This is a genomic window from Bacillus sp. T2.9-1 (assembly GCF_950097965.1).
In the GTDB taxonomy this organism is placed as follows: Bacteria; Bacillota; Bacilli; order Bacillales; family Cytobacillaceae; genus Niallia; species Niallia hominis.
The window spans coordinates 1-20,605 of sequence record NZ_CATNHG010000078.1; the positions used below are offsets into that span (position 1 = coordinate 1).

The following is a 20,605-nucleotide window of genomic DNA, read 5'->3' on the forward strand; positions in this document are numbered from 1 at the left end:
AATCTCTTTTGTATATACAGTTTTTTTGCCCACGCAAAAACACCTCCGAATAATGTCACAATACTTATCTCAAGTATTGCCATTTTGGAGGTGTTTTATATTGTCTCACTATTTTAGGTTAGTCCAGTGAACCTTCTACTAGCTTTTGCTTTTTATAATAATTGTTGATTAAAGTAAAATCTTTCAATCCACACCATCCCCCCTTTAACTTCCATATATGTTGGAATGTTTTATACCGATTAGTCGAGAAGTCATTGAATACCCTAGTAGTTCACTCTATAATAAAGATATGTAAGCTTTTCAATAGTTGAATGATAATAATTTCAGATAAATAGAAAAAAAGGTATTAAAATGTCTAGTGCAAGTCGTTCTCGTCTAGCCTAAACTTCAAGAAGTTTCCTTTCCTTATCAAAAGAACAGGACTTTTTAAAGGTTAGATTGGATGCAATGCGCTGTTCTTAAAAAGAGGGTGGTAATTTGGCTACAAAACATGAGCAAATATTAAACTATATTGATGAATTACAAGTAGGAGAGAAAATCTCTGTCCGTCAAATCGCAAAAGCATTGAATGTAAGCGAAGGTACTGCTTATCGAGCAATTAAAGAGGCAGAAAATAAAGGATATGTAAGTACAATTGAAAGAGTCGGTACGATTAGAATTGAACGGAAAAAGAAAGAGAATATTGAGAAATTAACATACGCTGAAGTAGTAAATATTGTCGATGGACAAGTTCTTGGCGGAAGAGCTGGTTTACATAAAACATTGAACCGTTTTGTTATCGGAGCGATGAAATTAGATGCAATGATGCGTTACACGGGTGCTGGTAATCTTTTGATTATTGGGAATCGAGTCCGTGCACAGGAGCATGTTTTAAAAGCAGGAGCAGCGGTTTTAATAACGGGCGGATTTGATACAGAGGATCATGTGAAAAGATTAGCAGATGAATTGCAGCTGCCCATTATTTCAACAAGCTATGATACATTTACTGTTGCAGCAATGATAAATCGAGCAATCTATGATCAGCTAATAAAAAAAGAGATTGTTTTAGTGGAAGACATTTTAACGCCACTTAAAGATACAATCTATTTAAAGACAACAGATAATGTTGCATTGTGGCATCAATATAATAAAGACACTTTGCATGGACGCTTTCCAGTAGTTGATCAAAGCTTTAAAGTGCAAGGAATGATTACTTCTAAGGATATTATCGGAAAATCGATGGATATGACTATTGATAAAGTCATGACAAAGCATCCAATGACTGTTAGTGGGAAAACAAGTGTTGCTTCTTGTTCTCATATGATGGTATGGGAAGGTATCGAAGTACTACCTGTTGTAGATGAAGCAAATAAGCTAGAAGGAATCATAAGTCGACAAGATGTATTAAAGGCATTGCAAATGAACCAAAGGCAGCCTCAAATCGGGGAAACAATTGATGATATTGTAACAAAGCATGTATTGTTGGCAAAAGGGAAAAATAAGGGGGAAACTACCTTTTCCTGTGAAGTGACACCGCAAATGACAAATCATTTAGGCACTATCTCATACGGGGTTTTTACAACAATTGTATCAGAAGCAGCGAATAGAATACTAAGAGGTTTTAAAAAAGGGGATTTAGTTGTAGAAAATATGACAATCTATTTTATCAAGCCTGTTCAAATGGATAGTGTTATTGAAATTTCCCCAAAAATTCTAGAAGTTGGACGAAAATTTGGGAAGGTAGATGTGGAAGTATTTAACCATGGGATCCTTGTAGGAAAAGCGATGATGATGTGTCAATTAATTGACCGTCATTAAGGAAGGGAGAAATAAATGAAACAGCAAATACTAGATGCAATTAAAGTGTTTGATACAATCATTATTCATAGACATGTACGTCCAGATCCTGATGCATATGGATCTCAAGGGGGATTAGCTGAAATCATTAAAGCCTCTTTTCCGGAAAAAAACGTGTACACCGTAGGGAAAGAAGAAATCTCATTAAACTTTCTTAGAAGATTAGATGAGATTGATGATAGTACATTTAAAGATGCTTTAGTCATTGTATGTGATACAGCTAATCAAGAAAGAGTTTGTGACCAGCGATATCAAACAGGTAAAATGCTAATTAAGATAGATCATCATCCAAATGATGATGCATATGGGGATATTGCTTGGGTAGAGACTACAGCTAGTTCAACTAGCGAGTTGATTTATGAGCTTTATTTGTTTGGAAAAGATCAAGGATTAAAGATGAGTGATGAAGCTGCTAGGCTTCTTTATGCTGGAATTGTTGGAGATACAGGGAGATTTCTATATCCTAGCACATCAGAAAAAACATTTCATTATGCTGGAGAATTAATCAAGTATTCGTTTTCGCGTACAGATATATATGACCAAATGTACGAACTTGACCCTTCTATTGTAAAGCTGAGTGGATTTGTGCTCCAGAATTTTAATGTTCATGAAAATGGTGTTGCAAGCATGATGATTAACAAGGAGATACTAGATCAATTTCATGCTACTCCAGCACAGGCTTCTTTACTTGTTAGCAGTCTTGGAAGTGTAAAAGGTTTAAAAGCATGGGCCTTTTTCATAGAGGAGTCTGATCAAATACGAGTAAGGCTGCGTTCGAAAGGACCAGTTATTAATGGTATTGCAAAAAAGTATAATGGTGGAGGGCATCCTTTAGCTTCAGGTGCAACAATATATCATTGGGATGAAGTAGGTACAGTAATAAGAGATTTAGAGGAAGTTTGTAAATAAATTTTACTAGTAAAGAGGTGCTGTCTCATTTTTATGGAGCAGCACCTTATTTCAAAAGCTAAGTAAGTGTCGTTTTTTAGTGAACTATCTTCATTTACTTCATGAACGGAACAATTCTTTGGTAAGGAAAGGTTGCTCCTTCTCGTGCTGCTTTTTAATCGGCAAAGGTAACACTTAATTCAACATGAACTGTTGTATAGATAATCAACTCTGTTACTTTAAATTTATAGCGCTTCTTATCAGATTCTACTACTTTGTTTTCGATTGATTTTTTCAGTAATGCCCGACTTTTATATACCATATCAAGGTCTTTGGCAATAATGGTCGATAAATCTTCTTTCATCGCATCTTCCATCTCAAGGGCATTGAATGGCTTAATGTCATATTTTTCTTTATCTGTATTGTTTATTTTTACAACAATGCTTTCAACTGTCAGCTTTTCCTCGGTTGTTTTGTTTTGTGCAGCAAACTCCTCTTGCCAAATTTTCTTCTCTCTTTCTAAATCTTCAATGGTAGCTTTTTGTGTTTTAATTTCTGAACTATATCTTTCCTGCCATACGCCAAAAATAAAGACAAAAATGCACCAACTGATTATCCCGCCGATTACCATCCCGGCAAAAAAACGCTGCACTGCCTGATTTTTATAATATGGTGGAATTCTCATTTTAAATATACTCCTGCGTTATCCATTTTATAATCGTTATTCCAGTATGCGCGCCACCAAAAGCAGAGACAATTAATAAGATTTGCTTAAATAAATCCTTTGTTCCGGCATCATAAATTCCTTTTTCAATTGTATCAATCGCATCAAATGTACCACCAATTGCGGTGACGATTGCCCAGATTTTTATGATTCCAGATACACGGATGATTTCTGTGATGAGTGGTTTTCCTGTTAGAAATGCGGCGAGACCGCCTAAAAGTGCTCCACCTAATATAACGCCTAATGCAATAAAGTAACTTTCAATGAAGGTAGGGAAGAATGGCTGTTGGTTCATATGTTTACCCTCTCTATCTTTTTTAGTTTTGTCCATTGCTAAAAAGACCGCAAAGTTATTAGCAAGGACTAAAGATTGTTTGTCGTATTCATCACGCTTATTAGCAACACTTTTGAAAAATGGTAAAACCGTTATCTAGTATTCTTCTATTCTTATTACTATGGACAAACTATCAGTTTTATGAGTGTTTTTAACAACTTCCTTTTATATGTTTTAAAGGGGGGATGTTTGCATCGTTTTTTGATTATAAATCGTATCCCATTTCCTATAAATGCAATGGGAATATTTCTAAATACTCGGAAAGCTCCATAAAGAGAACATATTTTCTTTTTTTGCTGTGAACAACTATAATGAAAGGAAAAAGGTTTATTTCCCCAAACATTTTTAAGGGGAAAATGATATTTTTAAAAATTATCCTAAAAGGACGGTAACCGAAGATTTTCGGTTGAAATTCGTTCTTTTTAAAGGAATGAGCATAATAATATATTTTCTGTTAATAGGAAATTGAAAAATTTACAAGAAAAGTGGTGAATTTATGTCTTTTGTACATCTTCAGGTTTCTAGCGCATATAGTCTTTTATCTAGTACTCTTTCGATAAAAGAGTTGGTCAGCAATGCTAAATTGCAAGGGTATCATTCCATTGCTTTAACCGATCGAAATGTTATGTATGGTGCAGCTTCTTTCTATAAAGAAGCATGGAAGCAAGGAATAAAACCGATTATTGGACTAACAGTAGATGTAATAAGTGAAAGGGAAAAGGAAAATGCATATCCATTAATCTTATTAGCTAGAAATAGTCTTGGGTTTAAAAATTTATTAAAAATTACCAGTGCCATTCAAACAAAGAATCCACAAGGAATTCCGGTGAAGTGGCTAAAGCATTATGCAAAGGGCTTGATAGCCATTTCCCCAGGATTCGAGGGAGAAATGGAACAAAGTATTCTGAAGGATGATATGGAATCGGCACGAAATACATTATTGTTATGGAAGTCTATTTTTGAACCTGGCCAATGCTTCTTATCCATCCAAAGACATGGTTTAACCATTGAGGAAAAGTTCAATGAACAATTAAGGAAATTAGCTATCGAAGAAGAAGTGAAGCTTGTAGCAACAAATAATGTACTATACCTAAAGGAAGAGGATCATTTCGCTTATGAATGCTTAAAGGCAATTAAAAATTCAGAAAAGCTATCAGATTTAGAGCAAAATGAATGGAATTCCAATCAGCATTATTTAAAAAATAAAGAAGAAATGATAGAACTTTTTCATGATGTTCCAGAGATTCTTGAGAATACTTGGAATGTAGGTGAATCTTGCCAGATAGAGATGGAAGGTATACTTGCTACCTTGCCTAAATATACTGTACCTACAGGGAAAAACGCACTAAGCTATTTGAAAGAATTATGTCTTGCTGGATTAAATGAAAGATATCCAGAGCCTACTCTAGAACATAAAGCGCGGTTAGAATATGAACTTGGCATAATTGGAAAAATGAATTATAGCGATTATTTTTTAATTGTTTGGGATTTTATGAAGTACGCACGAGAAAATGGTGTTCTAACAGGTCCAGGGAGGGGATCGGCCGCTGGGTCAATCGTTGCCTATGTTTTACATATTACAGATGTAGATCCTATTAAGTATCAATTGCTTTTTGAAAGATTTCTAAATCCGGAGAGAATTTCCATGCCTGATATCGATATTGATTTTCCGGATAATAAGCGTGAAAAAGTTATTTCATACGTGAAAAATAAGTATGGAGAACTTCATGTTGCACAGATTATTACCTTTGGGACATTGGCAGCTAAAGCTGCTTTGCGAGATGTTGGCAGAGCGTTTGGTCTATCTGTAAAAGAGTTGGATGAACTTTCAAGGATGATTCCATCTAAGCTAGGAATCAATCTTAAACAGAGCTATCAAGAATCAACTCGATTGCAGCAATTTGTTGCAGCATCTCCTCGTAATAAAAAACTGTTTGATACCGCTTGTAAAATTGAAGGGCTTCCAAGGCACACTTCTACGCATGCTGCTGGCGTAGTCCTTAGTCAACAACCGCTTGTGGAAATTATTCCGATTCAGAGTGGGCATGAAGATATTTACTTAACACAGTACAGCATGGAATATTTAGAAGAACTTGGTTTATTAAAAATGGACTTTCTCGGATTGAGAAATCTTTCTTTCATGGAATCTATTCTTGAAATGATTTACAAAACAACTAAGAAAATGATTGATATAAGAAAAATACCGATTGACGATCCAGCTGTGTTCAAGCTTCTAAGTAAAGGGGAGACAACTGGGATATTTCAATTGGAGTCAGAAGGAATGCGCAATGTGTTAAAAAGGCTACAGCCAACTGATTTTGAAGACATTGTAGCCGTTAATGCGCTTTATCGTCCAGGTCCAATGGAAAATATTCCTCATTACATCAATAGAAAACATGGCAAAGAGTCGATTAACTATTATCATCCTGATTTAGAGGAAATATTAAGCAGCACATATGGAGTAATTGTTTATCAAGAGCAAATAATGCAAATTGCTTCTAAAATGGCTGGTTTTTCGCTAGGAGAGGCAGATTTGTTAAGGCGAGCTGTGAGCAAGAAACAAAAAGATATTCTAGAACAAGAAAAGATTCATTTTGTAAAAGGTGCGGCAAGGAAAGGATATCACGAGAAAACGGCGAATGAAATATATGAGTTAATAGTACGATTTGCTAATTATGGTTTTAATAGGAGCCATGCAGTGGCATATAGTATGATTGCTTATCAGCTTGCTTATTTAAAGGCGAATTATCCACTATATTTTATGGCTTCGTTACTGACATCGTCTATTGGAAATACAGGGAAAATACTTCAATATATTCAAGAATTAAAACAAATGAATATCGAAGTGGCTCCGCCATCCATTAATAAAAGTAATTACTTTTTCCGAGTTGAAAAGAACAAAATTCGTTATAGTTTAGTTGCGATAAAAGGGATTGGCACAAACGTAATGAAAGAAATACTAAAGGCAAGAAATCAGAAAAAATTTGAGGATTTATTTGATTTTTGTATTCGTGTCTCTCCAAAGACGATAAATAGAAAAGTGATGGAAATGCTAATCTACTCAGGAAGCTTTGATGAATTTGGCGTAGACCGGGCTACGCTGCTTGCTACCATTGATGTGGCAATTCAGCATGCACAGTTAGTTCATCCAGAGGATGCAGACCAAAATGATTTGTTTAGTGACGACGATTTCTTTTTTAAGCCGAAATATGTAGAAGTGGAGCCACTTAAAGTCGAGGATAAATTAGTTTTAGAAAAAGATGCATTGGGTTTTTACTTGTCAGACCACCCGGTATCTATTTATAAACAGTATCACACTTCTTTACAAACTACTCCCATTAATGAAATAGAAACAGGGAAGAAACAAAGATGTATTGTATATATAACAGAATTAAATGCAATACGTACAAAAAAAGGCGAACCAATGGCTTTTATACAGTTAAGCGATCAAAGCGGTGACATTCAAGGCGTTATATTTCCACTTGTCTTTAAAAAATATCATGAACTGCTAAAAATAGGTGAAACGGTCTATATGGAAGGGAAATGTGAAGACAGAAATGGAACGAAACAACTCGTTATTCAAATGGTTGAATCGATGGGAACGATAGTCCAATCACTTCCTAAAAAAAATCATAAGCTATTTATTAAAGTGATGAGTGAGAAAAAAATGATTGACCAAAAAGCAAAGCTTCTTACGATTATTAGGAAATATCCAGGAATTACTCCTGTTATTATTCACTATGAAGAAACAGGAAAAAATATAATTTTGAGTGAAGAATATAAAATTTCTCCAAGTAAGGAATGTATCGAAGAATTAACTGCTCTGCTTGGTACTAATCAAGTTATATTAGCTGAATAAAACTTTACAACTTTTCAAAGATAGTATATTGTTTAATAAGCTAACTGGTCAGACCACTTAGCAAAATTTTTTGGATTGGATTATTGTACTTATACTTTATTTATTTTCTAATTATATTTGCCCTATTATGGCAAGAAAGAAGTGAGTGATGACATAAGGTGAATGAATCATCTTCAAAGGAATCCAAATTATATGTGGATATCGTCAATAATTTACGAGAAATGATTGATCAGAATGGTCTTAAGCCTGGGGACAAGCTTCCATCTGAACGGGTATTAAGTGAAACGCTAGGAGCTGGAAGATCGTCTATTAGGGAAGCCTTGAGGGCATTAGAGCTACTTGGACTTATTGAAACAAGAAAAGGGGAAGGAACCTTTCTTCGTGATTTCCAAGGTCATAAACTAGTAGAACTAATCAGTACATTCATCTTGCAGAATGATAAAGCCAAGCAAGATGTTTTGGAGACGAAGAATTATATTCAATTAAACGCTCTATATATTGCGATGGAAAAAATAACAGCAGATGAAATCGAATATTTAAAACAATGGGTGAAAGCGCAAGAACGGTCAGAAAGTGAATTTTTCTTTCAGTTAATAAAAATAGCTGATAATTTTTTGGTCCATCGTTTATGGACAATTTTGAATGACTATTATCACTCCTTAAAGATTCCTACAAAAGAATGGAGGAGGGAAGATTTCCTCCTTCTTTTAGATGCATTACATGATAAGGATCAAATGAAATTATGGAGTGTGTATAGTATTTACAATAACTTTAAATGAATAATGGTGCATGGGAATGACAGGAATCCGATTCAAATCTAAATTGTTACTTATGGGGAGGTTTCCATATTGATTAAGGGGATATTTTCGAAATCGAAAAAACTTAAATATGCTACATTGCCTTCAGAATTATCGAAAAACGAACTTCCTGAAGGTATTATGACAAAATGTTCTAATTGTAAGAAAATAATGTATACACGTGAGCTACAGAAGAATTTAAAGGTTTGTTTGAATTGTGGGTATCATTTACCAATGAAAGCATATGAAAGAATGAATAGTATCCTTGATGAAGCAACTTTTATCGAACTAAATGAGGACATGAAAACAGGCAATCCGTTACAATTTCCTGGCTATGAGGATAAGATTGCTGGAGATATTAAGAAAACGAATATGAATGAAGCAGTTGTTACTGGCACTGGCGAAATAAATGGAAATAAAGTAGTGATAGCAGTAATGGATTCTTCTTTCCGAATGGGGAGTATGGGATCGGTAGTTGGAGAAAAAATAACACTTGCTATTGAAACGGCAGACGAGCTTTCTGTACCGTTTATCATTTTTACTGCTTCAGGTGGAGCAAGAATGCAAGAAGGCGTATTAAGTTTGATGCAAATGGCTAAAACGAGTACCGCATTAAAACGATTTAGTGATAATGGTGGTTTATATATAACGATTATGACACATCCAACGACAGGAGGAGTTTCTGCAAGCTTCGCCTCGCTTGGTGATTATAATTTTGCTGAACCAGGAGCATTAATTGGTTTTGCAGGACGTCGAATTATTGAGCAAACAATTGGAGAAGAACTTCCTGAGGATTTTCAAACAGCAGAGTTTTTACTAAAGCATGGTCAATTAGATGCAGTCATACCTAGATTAGAGTTAAAAGAAAAGCTTAGCTTAGTGCTGGAAATGCATCAAACTGGTGGTGATTTAGAGTGGTAGGATTAGATTTTGATAAGCCGATAAATGATTTGAAAGATAAAATTAAAGAGTTGAAAGATTTCTCGGAAAATGCAAATGTTGATTTAAGTACAGAAATTGAAAAATTGGAGCTTCGCTTAAAAAAACTTGAAAATGATATCTATGATAATATGAAGCCATGGGATAGGGTTCAGATTGCTAGACATCCAAATAGACCAACGACTCTAGATTATATCTCTCATTTATTTACAGATTTTATCGAGTTGCATGGCGATAGAGGATTTGGAGATGATGAGGCAATTGTTGGCGGAATTGCAAAATATAAAGGTTTGCCTGTAACAATTGTTGGTCATCAAAGAGGGAAGGATACAAAAGAAAATATTCGTAGGAATTTTGGAATGCCCCACCCAGAAGGATATCGAAAAGCGCTTCGTTTGATGAAGCAAGCGGATAAGTTTAATCGTCCCATTATTTGTTTTATTGACACAAAAGGTGCATATCCAGGTAAAGCAGCCGAAGAAAGAGGGCAAAGTGAAGCTATTGCAAAAAATTTATTTGAAATGGCATCCATGCAAGTCCCAATTGTTTGTATCGTAATTGGGGAAGGTGGTAGTGGTGGAGCATTAGCTCTTGGTGTTGGTAACCATATCCATATGCTGGAGAATTCCACTTACTCGGTTATTACTCCTGAGGGTGCAGCATCTATTTTATGGAAAGATGCTGGACAGGCAAAACAAGCTGCTGAAAAAATGAAAATTACTGCTCCAGACTTAAAAGGATTAGGTATTATCGATTCGATTATAAGAGAAGTAAAAGGTGGAGCACATCATGATATAAAAGAACAAGCGGTACAAATCGATGAGGTTTTATATGCATCTCTGAAAGAATTAAAAGGGATGACAAAGGAAGAACTTGTGAATCATCGTTATGATAAGTTCAAAAATATCGGAGCATATAAAAATAGTTAAAAAACGCTAATAACAAGAATTAAGACTGTAGACATAAAGAAAAACTGTCTACAGTCTTTTTGATGAAACTATTTAGAATTTACGCTTTCTGTTATATGTAAGATAAAACTAGTGAAAGCTAGACATAACTTTACAATAAAGTGACGAAAACATATACATAAAAAATAATGAAATGTGTATGATAAAACTGTTTAAATGATTTTGTTCCTATGGTTTAAAGTGATAGAAATAGGGAAAGATCAAAAATACGTATTATTATAAAACGATTTCAATTTGCTGATTATTCCGTCTTTTATTTTTTTCATAGTTTAAGTTGAGATGCGCGATTCTTCATGATATGGTAGTATTGTTTAATGGAGAATTGGATACAAATATCGGGAATTAATAGAGAATAAACATTTTCTATTAATTTTACAAAAGTTAGCATTACATAAAATTATATATGTAAATTTTGTGAAAAATGTTGCAGACAGATAATTTGTTATATAATAGTATATGTATGTTATGCTACATAATTTATTTGTTAAGAAATTATGAGGTGAGGAAATGACAGTTAAAAGAATTGGTGTATTAACAAGTGGCGGTGACGCACCTGGAATGAACGCTGCCGTTAGAGCAGTAGTTCGTAAAGCGATTTTTCATGGAGTAGAAGTATATGGAGTTATTGGTGGTTATGCGGGACTAATTAGCGGCAACTTCAAAAAGTTAGAAGTTGGTTCTGTTGGCGATATAATTCATCGTGGTGGAACATTCCTTTTCTCTGCACGTTGTGAAGAATTCAAAACAAAAGAAGGACAACAAAAAGGAATTGAGCAATTAAAAAAACATAATATTGATGGTCTTGTTGTTATTGGCGGAGACGGATCTTATATGGGTGCGAAGGCGCTTACAGAACAAGGTTATCCTTGTGTAGGCGTTCCTGGTACAATTGATAACGATATACCTGGAACAGAATTTACCATTGGCTTTGATACGGCACTAAACACAGTTATTGATGCAATTGATAAAATCCGTGATACTGCAACTTCTCATGAAAGAACATTTATTATTGAAGTTATGGGAAGAAATGCTGGCGATATCGCATTATGGGCTGGTTTAGCTGGTGGTGCTGAAACAATTCTTATCCCTGAAGAAGGCTTTAATTTAGAAGAGATTGTTGGCAGATTGAAAAAGGGGCAAGAACGCGGCAAAAAACATAGTATTATTGTCGTTGCTGAAGGTGTTGCAAGTGGTGTCGAAATTGGTAAATTAATTGAAGAAAATACCGATTTCGATACACGTGTATCTGTATTAGGTCATATGCAGCGTGGTGGTTCCCCTACTGCTCAAGACCGTGTATTAGCGAGCCGTCTAGGTGCTTATGCAGTTGAGCTTCTTGTAGAAGGTAAAGGTGGACGAGCTGTAGGTATCGAAAAAAATCAACTGGTTGATTATGATATCATTGAAGCTTTAGCGCGTAAACATACGATTGATAGTAATTTATATCACTTGTCAAAAGAATTATCTATTTAATAAATTGATAGGAATTTATGATTATCTCGTCTATTTCATTGTACAGATAACTCATAAATTCCTAAAATGCTGTGAAATTAGCTATTATTTTTTTACTATTATTTATCGGAGGTAATTATTAATGCGTAAAACAAAGATTGTATGTACTATTGGTCCTGCAAGTGAAAGCGTGGAAAAATTAACGCAATTAATGGAAGCTGGAATGAATGTTGCTCGCCTTAACTTTTCCCATGGCGATTTTGAAGAACATGGTGCAAGAATAAAGAATATTCGTGAAGCAGCAGAGATTACTGGAAACAATATTGCGATCCTTTTAGATACGAAAGGTCCAGAAATCAGAACAAATAACATGAAAGACGGCGCAATTGAATTAGTTGCTGGAAATGATATCATCGTTTCAATGACAGAAGTGGAAGGTACTACAGAAAAATTCTCTGTTACTTATGAAGGATTAATTGATGATGTGGACCCAGGTAGCAAAATTCTATTGGATGACGGCTTAATTGGTCTAGAAGTAACGAAAATAGACAAAACAGCTGGTGAAATACATACAAAAATCTTAAATTCAGGAACATTAAAAAACAAAAAAGGTGTAAACGTTCCTGGAGTAGCTGTAAAGCTTCCTGGTATGACTGAAAAAGATGCAAATGATATTCGTTTTGGTATTGAACAAGGAATTGATTTTATCGCAGCATCCTTTGTACGCCGTGCATCTGATGTTTTAGAAATTAAACAATTATTAGAAGATAACAATGCTTCTCATATCCATATTATTCCTAAGATTGAAAACCAAGAAGGTGTGGATAATATTGATGAAATTTTAGAGGTTTCTGATGGATTAATGGTTGCCCGTGGTGATTTAGGAGTAGAAATCCCTGCTGAGGAAGTACCATTAGTACAAAAATTATTAATTAAAAAATGTAATACTTTAGGGAAACCTGTTATTACTGCAACACAAATGTTAGATTCTATGCAACGTAATCCACGTCCTACTCGCGCAGAAGCAAGTGACGTAGCAAATGCAATCTTTGATGGCACAGATGCAATTATGCTATCAGGTGAAACAGCTGCAGGATCCTACCCAGTAGAAGCTGTACAAACAATGAATAATATTGCTTCAAGAGCAGAAGAAGCATTAAATTATAAAGAAATATTATCGAAACGCAGCAAAGATTCTGAGCATTCCATTACGGATTCAATCGGACAATCTGTTGCCCATACAGCATTAAATTTAGAAGTAAAAGCAGTAATTACACCAACTGGTAGCGGTCACACTGCAAGAATGATTTCTAAATACCGTCCAGAAGCTCCAATTGTCGCTGTAACATATGATGCAAGTATTCAAAGACAATTAGCGCTAGTTTGGGGAGTATATCCACGCTTAAGCCAAAAATCAGAATCAACAGATGAAATGCTAGATGTAGCAGTTCAAGAAGGTGTTAACAGCTCTATTGTTACACATGGTGATTTAGTAGTTATTACAGCAGGTCTTCCTGTTGGAGAAGCAGGTACAACAAACATCATGAAAATTCATGTAATTGGAGATGTTCTTGCTAAAGGACAAGGAATTGGCCGTAAGACAGCATTTGGTAAAGCTGTAATCGCTACTACTGCTAAAGAAGCGCTAGATAAAGTTAATTTTGGTTCGATTCTTGTGACAAATGCAACAGATCGCGATATGGTGCCTGCATTAGAAAAATGTAGTGCAGTAATTGTGGAAGAAGGCGGCTTAACAAGCCATGCAGCTGTTGTAGGCTTAAACATTGGGATCCCTGTTATCGTTGGAGTAGAAAACGCAACAAGTATCTTAAAGGATGGACAAGATATAACTGTTGATTCCCGTAGTGGTTATGTTTATAGCGGACATGCTAGCGTACTATAAAAAATGATTAAAAGAAGAATATCCTTGCTATAAGGCAAGGGATATTCTTCTTTTTTTCTAGTTAGAAAAGGTTAAGCAATTTGATGATAGCCACGATAGTAGTTAGAAAAAAGGTAGTGTTCAAGGAAAGGAAGAAAGCTACATTGGCAACGGAAATGAAAAATAGCTTTTCATAATATTCACCGAAAAATGGAAACAGAGCACCTCCATGCCCCCTCCGCCAAACCACCTATAAAAATAATGCTAAAGATAAATTAAAAGATATTACCATAAATAAACAGTGGGACGAAAGGCGGTCTACTATCCTCAGCAAAGGAAAAAAGGTATAATATAAGTAGGTAGACAAGAGAAGGGCGGTGACAATTTTTGCGAAATTTTTTCATTAGCTTGCTGTTATTGCCAATAATAGAGCTTATAATCTTTCTCTTAGCAGGAAATTTAATTGGAATACCAGAAACTTTATTTGTTGTAATAGGAACAGGAATTCTTGGAGCTATATTATTAAAGAAACAGGGATTAAAGGCAATTCGTAATGTGCAGGTTCAATTAAATCAAGGGATCATGCCTGGAGACGCTATACTAGATAGCTTTTGTGTTTTAATTGGGGGATTACTATTACTTTTCCCAGGATTTTTAACAGATATTGTAGGAGCTATTATGTTAATTCCTCCTACAAGAAGAATCGTAAAGCTACTCTTAATGAGGGGCATACAAAGAAAGTTGCAAAAGAAAAATAGAGTAACGATTATTCAATAAGTATAGACAAAAAGGAATAAATAATGATATATAGTAATAAAGAAAGAGTCTGACTTCTTACAAAAGAATGGAACAGACTCTCTTTTTTTGCAACTAATGTTTATTTGTATAACGAATAAACAAAGTTTGTGATTATTTGGTATAATAATGGTGCAAATAAAGAGAAAGGCGATAAATAGATGTTCAATTTATTAAGAAAATGGAATACATTAAGAAATCAAATCTTGTTTGTTTTTTTATCTGTTATGATAGTCGTTCTTTTATTTGTTAGTATATTGATATTTAATCAGGTATCTTCATTATTAGAAAATAATGCTGAAAAACAAATACAGCAAGTGGCAGTCGAAGCAAATGGCAGAATCGAAACCTTATATGAACAATTAAATATGGCATCAAAGCTTGTAGCCACTAATGATAAAGTACAAAAGCTTTTGACGGAAGAATATGATCAAAAACATGTAGCTTTTCAAGAGAAACAAGATTTGATGGGGACGGTTAATACAATAACCGCTAATTCAGATGGCATTTTTTCCTTTCAATTATTTACTAGGAATCATACACGAATTTTGCCTCTGGATAATGCTAATCTAATGACTAGTCTCGATACAAGATAGGTGAAGAAGGCGGATGACGCAAAAGGAAGCCTTGTGTGGATCGGCGAGGATCCCAATGACAGCAATTATTTTCTGGTTATCAGAAGGGTAAACCTTATTAATCGAAGTTTTGCAAATGGGGGATATTTACTTTTTAGTATTTATGGAAATTATTTTAAGTTTGCAAATCAAGCGCTTACAGGTGAAATAAATCAATATTTTATGCTTTTAGACGAATTAAATAAACCGATTATTACAAATTTTGAGCAATCAAGTGAGTCAATTGTGGAGAGGGATAAAAAAATTGTTCAAATTAATGAAAGGGATTACATGATTACCAAGAATTTTTCCAATGTAACTGGTTGGACGGTTCTCATCCTAACGCCGTTCAGTACGTTAACAAAAGGGATAACGGTGGTAAGAACAAGTATCCTCTTAGCTGGCTTTATTGGATTATTAATATATTTCATCTGCTCATTTTTTCTATCCAATATTATTACTAGACCCATTATTCGGCTAACAAATACGATGAGATTTGCAAGCGAAGGCTCTTTGCCATCGACACCTAATATCTCTTCTGTAAATGAAATAAACGAATTAAACAGTACATATAATCAGCTTGTAAAAGAAACCAATCATTTGATCACAATGGTATATCAAAAGGAAATAATTCGGAGCCGTAGTGAATTAAGAGCACTGCAAGCTCAGATTAATCCTCATTTTTTATTTAATACTTTAGATGCCCTTCATTGGACATTAGAAGAGAAAGAGGAGGAAGAGCTGGCAGAACTTGTTGTTACGATGTCTAATTTATTTCGATATACAATCTCTCGTTCCTCAGAGGAGGAGTGGGTACGTATAAAAGATGAAATAGAACATATAGAGGACTACATGGAAATAATGAAAATGCGATTTGGAGAGCAGTTAAAATGGCATATAAAGCTACCTCAAGCATTTGAAGAAGTACGAATTCCTAAATTTTTAATACAGCCATTAGTTGAAAATGCTGTATTACATGGAGCAGAAAATAAGCTTGGACAATGTACGGTTGATGTTATTGTTGAACAAGCAGAGGAGAATAACCGAATAAGAGTTAGTGTTAGAGATGATGGAATTGGCATCAATGCGTCTAAATTAAAAAGTATTAAAGAATCAATGGAAAAAGGAGGCATAACCTCTGCAGCAGGCAAGGGAATGGCTCTTTCTAATGTATACAAAAGGCTTGCACTCTATTATCAGGATAGGCAACAAAAGGGAATAATAATGGAAAGTAGTGAAAATAAAGGAACATTAATTTCTTTTGAAATTCCAAAAGATGGAGGGATGTCTGAATGAATACAAAAACAATATTAATTGTTGATGATGAGCCAAGATCGAGGGAAGGGATAAAAAAAACATTAGAGAATTGGTCTAACGGGCAATATCAAATATTATTGGCAGCCAATGCCGAAGCTGCAATTGACACCATGAAAAAGCAAAAAATAAACATCCTCATAACAGATATTCGAATGTCGAGAATTACTGGTATAATGATGTTAAAAACGATGAAAAATCAAGAACATCAACCTGTAGTTATTGTTATCTCTGCCTATTCTGAATTTGAGTATGCCCAAGAAGCACTTCGATTAGGTGTTATCAATTATTTACTTAAGCCAATAAGTAAAAAGAAACTAATAGAAGCAGTGGAAGATGCTATTACGATTGATAAAAATAGAGAAAGAGCCAATATAATCTCAAAAGTTGTTGATGACAAGTTAATTGATGCCACCGTAACGAATGAATCGGCCCGAGAACCAATACAGAAGGCATTGCAATATATTGATAAGCATTTAAAAGAAGATTTAAACCAACGTGAAGTAGCTGACCATGTTTTTTTAAATCCAAGTTATTTTAGCGTGTTGTTCAAAGAAGAAATTCATTTAACATTTAGTGAATATATAACGAGAAGGAGAATTCAGCATGCTAAAAATCTACTTATGTCAACAAAGCTTTCCATTGCTGATATTGCAGAAGAATCAGGATATAAAACCCCTAAATATTTTATAAAAATTTTTAAGGAATTAGAAGGAATAACACCGAGTGCCTATCGAAAAACCAATGTTGAAAGGGCTTTCTAAAAATAGTTGAACTTTTTCTAATCACTGTTACCTTTTTTCGGAAATCCAATAATGATAGACTTTAATTGTAAGAAAGAAATAAATAAATAGAATGTATAGGGGGTAGTTTTAATGTTTAATAGAAAAGCAATGTCAGCCTTATTATCGGTTGCTTTATTAATGGTTTTAGTTTTAGCAGGGTGTTCTTCATCCACTTCTTCTAATAATGAAAGCGCTTCAGATGATGATGGTAAAACAGTTATTAAATTTATGCATTTGTGGCCAGAAGGAAGTTCAAAAGCTCAGTTCACAATTGTAAACGATATCATTAAGCAATATGAAAAAGACCATCCAGATGTGAAAATACAAACGGAAATTTTAGGAAATGAGCAATATAAAGATAAAATTAAAGTATTATCTGCTTCTAATGAGCTTCCAGATGTTGGAGTTACATGGGCAGCAGGATACATGCAGCCATTTGTTAAGGGTGGAATGTTCGCATCATTAGATGATGTCATTGATAGCAATTTTAAAGATCAATTTGTAGCAGGTACAACAGAAGCCTTTGCTATGGATGGTAAAACATATGGACTTCCACTTGAATTAAACATTACACCTGTATATTACAATAAAGAAATCTTTGAAAAATATAATTTAGAAGTTCCTGAAACATATGATGAGTTCCTGAATGTTGTGAAAACACTAGTAGATAATGATGTTACTCCAATAACTTTAGGTAATAAAGATCGTTGGACTGGTTCTATGTGGTATATGTACCTAGCAGATAGAATTGGTGGACCAGAAGTATTAACAAATGCGATTAATCGCAGTGGAAGCTTTGAGGATCCAGCACTTGTTCAAGCTGCTGAAGAAATTAATAAATTAGTAGATATGGGTGGATTTGTAAAAGGATTTAACGGATTATCCAATGATGAGGCAAAAGGATACTTTATGAATGAGCAAGCAGCTATGTATTTAATGGCTACTTGGGAGTTGCCAAACTATACAACAAGCCCAGATGTTACACAAGAATTTAAAGACAAAGTTGGATACTTTAAATTCCCAACTTATGAAGGCGGTAAAGGCGATATTAACAGCTTTGTAGGTGGTCCTGGTGTTGGACTGTTTGTTTCTGAAAAATCTAAAGTAAAAGAAGAAGCGAAAGATTTTGTAGCATATCTAGTCCAAGAATGGGGCAAAAACTCTGTTAAAGATGCTGGCGTTATCCCGGCAACTGTTGTGGATACTTCCAATATTGATCTTGACCCAATGTACATTGATATTTTAAATGATCTAGGAGAAGCATCGAACTTAACATTATATGCTGACGTTCAAATGAGCTCAAGTGTTGCTCAAGTTCATTTAGATATGATTCAATCACTATTTGGCGGTCAGGCAACACCAAAAGAATTTACAGCAAAACAAGAAGAAGCGTTAGCTGAAGAAGAATAACAAATAATGAGTGGAATCTATCATAAGGAAAAAGATGGATTCCACTATTTAAAAATAATCATTTAATTATGATATTGACATTATTGATTTTAAGAGAAGGCTTTGTTGAACGATAATATTGGTTTGATGAAAAAAATCACATTAGAATACCCAATATTATCATTTGACAAAGCCCTTACAAATCAATAAGGAGGGAGAGCAGAAAAATGAAAAATGTGATGTCGAATAAATGGGTAATCACTCTGTATGTGCTCCCTGCACTGTTGCTCATTTTAATTTTAATCTATATTCCTATTGTATTAACAGGATATTATGGCTTAATGGATTGGGACGGTATAGGGGCTAAGACCTTTATTGGGCTAGATAATTATATAGAGCTCATGAAAGATAAAATGTTCTGGACTAGTACGTATCATTCGGTTTTATTAGCAGTATTTTCTGCAATAAGCCTAGTAGCATATTTAGTAATCTCGTTAATTTTAGCAAGTAAGATTAAGGGAGCAGGACTTTTACGCAAAATTTATTTAATTCCAATGCTATTATCCTCTGTAGCAATTGCTCAGTTATGGTTAAAAATTTTCGATCCAACAAATGGAATGCTGAACAAGCTTTTGGAAATGTTTGGAGTGGAAAATACACCGATTTGGCTTGCAGATCCTAATTTGGTCCTATATTCGATATTCATTCCAATTGTATGGCAATATGCAGGATTTTATATCATTATTTATTATGCAGCTTTAAAAGGGGTGCCAGATGAAATTATGGAGGCAGCTAAAATCGACGGAGCTACCCCGTTACAAATCGCTTACAAAATAAAGCTCCCACTGATTGCTCCAGTAATAAAAGTAACGATAGTACTAGCAATTGTAGGTTCATTAAAATACTTTGATTTAATCTATGTAATGACTGGCGGCGGACCTAATGGTGCTAGTGAAGTAATGGCATCTTATATGTATAAGGAAGCATTTAAAACATATAATTTTGGCTATGGTAGTGCTATTGGCTTTGCGTTATTAATAATCTGCTTAGTGATGACATGGGTGATACAAAAATTAACAGCATCAATAGAAGATGCTCAGTATTAAAGGAGAGAGAGGATCATGAGTGAAGTAGTTGTACAAAAAAATAATAAAACTAATTTATCCACATCTCCTAAAACAAGAGGATCAATTGGAAGTAAAATAGGATACGGAATTTTGTATCTAGTACTAGGAATAATTGCCCTTTTTCAAATATATCCATTAATTTGGTTATTCTTCTTTTCTTTAAAAACGAATCAAGAAGTATTTGGCTTATCTCCATTTGCTCTTCCAAAAGATCCACAATGGGGGAACTATGTAAAAGTATGGACACAAGGGAATATAAGCCAATATTTCTTTAATAGTGTGTGGATTACTATTGTCGCAGTAGTTTTAACTGTAATTCTAGCAAGCTTTGTTACTTTTGCAATAACAAGAATGCATTGGAAACTAAGTAAACTTGTTCTTGGATTGTTTATGGTTGGAATTATGATTCCATTGCATTCCACCTTAATTCCTTTATTTAGTTTCTTTAATCAATTACAACTAATCGATAATCCGATTTCAATCATCTTATCGTATACAGCGTTTAACCTACCGCTTACCATCATGATTTTATTAGGATTCTATCAAGCATTGCCACGTGAACTGGAAGAAGCAGCTGTAATGGATGGTTGTTCGATCCATCGCATATTCTTTCAAATCACGCTACCAATGACAACTCCTGTTATGGCAACAGTTGTTATTATCAATATGATCTATAACTGGAATGAATTCGTATTCGTTAATACGTTCATTAGTTCTGATAAATGGAAGACTTTAACCGTTGGTGTTAATAATTTCGTAGGTCAATATTTAACAGATTGGGGAGCTATTGGAGCTACCTTAATGATAAGTATTATTCCAATTTTAATTGCTTTCATCATCCTAAGTAATAAGATTGTCGAAGGATTAGCTGCCGGCTCTGTAAAAGGATAAAAAGGAGGAAA

The 20,605-nt window shown here is 34.4% G+C and carries 17 protein-coding genes; 15 read left to right on the plus strand and 2 right to left on the minus strand.

What is annotated here, in order from left to right:
• Positions 1 to 477: 477 nt before the first annotated feature.
• Both QQZ16_RS07630 and QQZ16_RS07635 read left to right on the plus strand, forming a co-directional pair.
• The gene (locus QQZ16_RS07630) at positions 478 to 1,797 is read left to right on the plus strand and encodes a CBS domain-containing protein (RefSeq protein ID WP_031534921.1); all 1,320 of its coding nucleotides are present in this window, start codon (positions 478 to 480) and stop codon (positions 1,795 to 1,797) included.
• A gap of 15 nt (positions 1,798 to 1,812) precedes the next feature.
• Positions 1,813 to 2,745, plus strand: a complete 933-nt coding sequence (locus tag QQZ16_RS07635) for a DHH family phosphoesterase (RefSeq protein WP_284561238.1) — start codon at positions 1,813 to 1,815, stop codon at positions 2,743 to 2,745.
• Between the two features lie 154 nt (positions 2,746 to 2,899).
• On the opposite strand, the gene ytrI is transcribed toward QQZ16_RS07635, so the two are convergent.
• Both ytrI and QQZ16_RS07645 read right to left on the minus strand, forming a co-directional pair.
• Complete coding sequence (gene ytrI, locus QQZ16_RS07640) at positions 2,900 to 3,409, minus strand: sporulation membrane protein YtrI (protein WP_284561239.1); 510 nt, start codon at positions 3,407 to 3,409, stop codon at positions 2,900 to 2,902.
• Between the two features lies 1 nt (position 3,410).
• Complete coding sequence (locus QQZ16_RS07645; RefSeq protein ID WP_284561240.1) at positions 3,411 to 3,743, minus strand: YtrH family sporulation protein; 333 nt, start codon at positions 3,741 to 3,743, stop codon at positions 3,411 to 3,413.
• 535 nt (positions 3,744 to 4,278) lie between these two features.
• Here QQZ16_RS07645 and dnaE point away from each other — a divergent pair.
• The 13 genes from dnaE (at position 4,279) to QQZ16_RS07705 (ending at position 20,594) form a co-directional block, all read left to right on the plus strand.
• Positions 4,279 to 7,641 carry a DNA polymerase III subunit alpha gene (dnaE, locus tag QQZ16_RS07650; RefSeq protein WP_284561241.1) on the plus strand — a complete coding sequence of 1,121 codons (3,363 nt, stop codon included), beginning with the start codon at positions 4,279 to 4,281 and terminating at the stop codon, positions 7,639 to 7,641.
• A 158-nt stretch (positions 7,642 to 7,799) separates the two neighbouring features.
• Positions 7,800 to 8,420, plus strand: coding sequence for a FadR/GntR family transcriptional regulator (locus QQZ16_RS07655; RefSeq protein ID WP_284561242.1), 621 nt, complete (start codon positions 7,800 to 7,802; stop codon positions 8,418 to 8,420).
• Between the two features lie 69 nt (positions 8,421 to 8,489).
• A complete protein-coding gene (accD, locus tag QQZ16_RS07660) occupies positions 8,490 to 9,359 on the plus strand; it encodes an acetyl-CoA carboxylase, carboxyltransferase subunit beta (protein ID WP_284561243.1) in 870 nt (289 codons plus the stop codon).
• Positions 9,353 to 10,306, plus strand: coding sequence for an acetyl-CoA carboxylase carboxyl transferase subunit alpha (gene accA / locus QQZ16_RS07665; protein WP_284561244.1), 954 nt, complete (start codon positions 9,353 to 9,355; stop codon positions 10,304 to 10,306). The genes accD and accA overlap by 7 nt, the downstream gene beginning before the upstream one ends.
• A 546-nt stretch (positions 10,307 to 10,852) precedes the next feature.
• On the plus strand, positions 10,853 to 11,818 hold the full coding sequence (gene pfkA / locus QQZ16_RS07670; protein ID WP_284561245.1) for a 6-phosphofructokinase: 966 nt from the start codon (positions 10,853 to 10,855) through the stop codon (positions 11,816 to 11,818).
• 121 nt (positions 11,819 to 11,939) lie between these two features.
• A complete protein-coding gene (pyk, locus tag QQZ16_RS07675) occupies positions 11,940 to 13,700 on the plus strand; it encodes a pyruvate kinase (RefSeq protein WP_031534903.1) in 1,761 nt (586 codons plus the stop codon).
• Positions 13,701 to 14,066: 366 nt separating this feature from the next.
• Positions 14,067 to 14,456 (plus strand): FxsA family protein, encoded by a 390-nt coding sequence (locus QQZ16_RS07680; protein ID WP_031534901.1) that lies wholly within the window; start codon positions 14,067 to 14,069, stop codon positions 14,454 to 14,456.
• Positions 14,457 to 14,635: 179 nt separating this feature from the next.
• Positions 14,636 to 15,070: a hypothetical protein gene (locus QQZ16_RS23170; protein WP_342395197.1), complete on the plus strand. Its 435-nt coding sequence runs from the start codon at positions 14,636 to 14,638 to the stop codon at positions 15,068 to 15,070.
• A gap of 33 nt (positions 15,071 to 15,103) precedes the next feature.
• On the plus strand, positions 15,104 to 16,384 hold the full coding sequence (locus QQZ16_RS07685) for a sensor histidine kinase (protein WP_342395198.1): 1,281 nt from the start codon (positions 15,104 to 15,106) through the stop codon (positions 16,382 to 16,384).
• Positions 16,381 to 17,166 carry a response regulator transcription factor gene (locus tag QQZ16_RS07690; RefSeq protein WP_284561246.1) on the plus strand — a complete coding sequence of 262 codons (786 nt, stop codon included), beginning with the start codon at positions 16,381 to 16,383 and terminating at the stop codon, positions 17,164 to 17,166. The genes QQZ16_RS07685 and QQZ16_RS07690 overlap by 4 nt, the downstream gene beginning before the upstream one ends.
• A 111-nt stretch (positions 17,167 to 17,277) precedes the next feature.
• On the plus strand, positions 17,278 to 18,597 hold the full coding sequence (locus tag QQZ16_RS07695) for an extracellular solute-binding protein (protein WP_031534894.1): 1,320 nt from the start codon (positions 17,278 to 17,280) through the stop codon (positions 18,595 to 18,597).
• 206 nt (positions 18,598 to 18,803) lie between these two features.
• The gene (locus QQZ16_RS07700; RefSeq protein ID WP_284561247.1) at positions 18,804 to 19,682 is read left to right on the plus strand and encodes a carbohydrate ABC transporter permease; all 879 of its coding nucleotides are present in this window, start codon (positions 18,804 to 18,806) and stop codon (positions 19,680 to 19,682) included.
• A gap of 15 nt (positions 19,683 to 19,697) precedes the next feature.
• On the plus strand, positions 19,698 to 20,594 hold the full coding sequence (locus tag QQZ16_RS07705; RefSeq protein WP_284561248.1) for a carbohydrate ABC transporter permease: 897 nt from the start codon (positions 19,698 to 19,700) through the stop codon (positions 20,592 to 20,594).
• Positions 20,595 to 20,605: the final 11 nt, after the last annotated feature.

Bases quoted from the DNA above. Each gene is read 5' to 3' on its own strand.
- QQZ16_RS07635 (WP_284561238.1), top strand. From the start codon at position 1,813: ATGAAACAGCAAATACTAGATGCAATTAAAGTGTTTGATACAATCATT.
- ytrI (WP_284561239.1), bottom strand. From the start codon at position 3,409: ATGAGAATTCCACCATATTATAAAAATCAGGCAGTGCAGCGTTTTTTT.
- QQZ16_RS07645 (WP_284561240.1), bottom strand. From the start codon at position 3,743: ATGAACCAACAGCCATTCTTCCCTACCTTCATTGAAAGTTACTTTATT.
- dnaE (WP_284561241.1), top strand. From the start codon at position 4,279: ATGTCTTTTGTACATCTTCAGGTTTCTAGCGCATATAGTCTTTTATCT.
- pfkA (WP_284561245.1), top strand. From the start codon at position 10,853: ATGACAGTTAAAAGAATTGGTGTATTAACAAGTGGCGGTGACGCACCT.
- pyk (WP_031534903.1), top strand. From the start codon at position 11,940: ATGCGTAAAACAAAGATTGTATGTACTATTGGTCCTGCAAGTGAAAGC.
- QQZ16_RS23170 (WP_342395197.1), top strand. From the start codon at position 14,636: ATGTTCAATTTATTAAGAAAATGGAATACATTAAGAAATCAAATCTTG.
- QQZ16_RS07690 (WP_284561246.1), top strand. From the start codon at position 16,381: ATGAATACAAAAACAATATTAATTGTTGATGATGAGCCAAGATCGAGG.
- QQZ16_RS07695 (WP_031534894.1), top strand. From the start codon at position 17,278: ATGTTTAATAGAAAAGCAATGTCAGCCTTATTATCGGTTGCTTTATTA.
- QQZ16_RS07700 (WP_284561247.1), top strand. From the start codon at position 18,804: ATGAAAAATGTGATGTCGAATAAATGGGTAATCACTCTGTATGTGCTC.
- QQZ16_RS07705 (WP_284561248.1), top strand. From the start codon at position 19,698: ATGAGTGAAGTAGTTGTACAAAAAAATAATAAAACTAATTTATCCACA.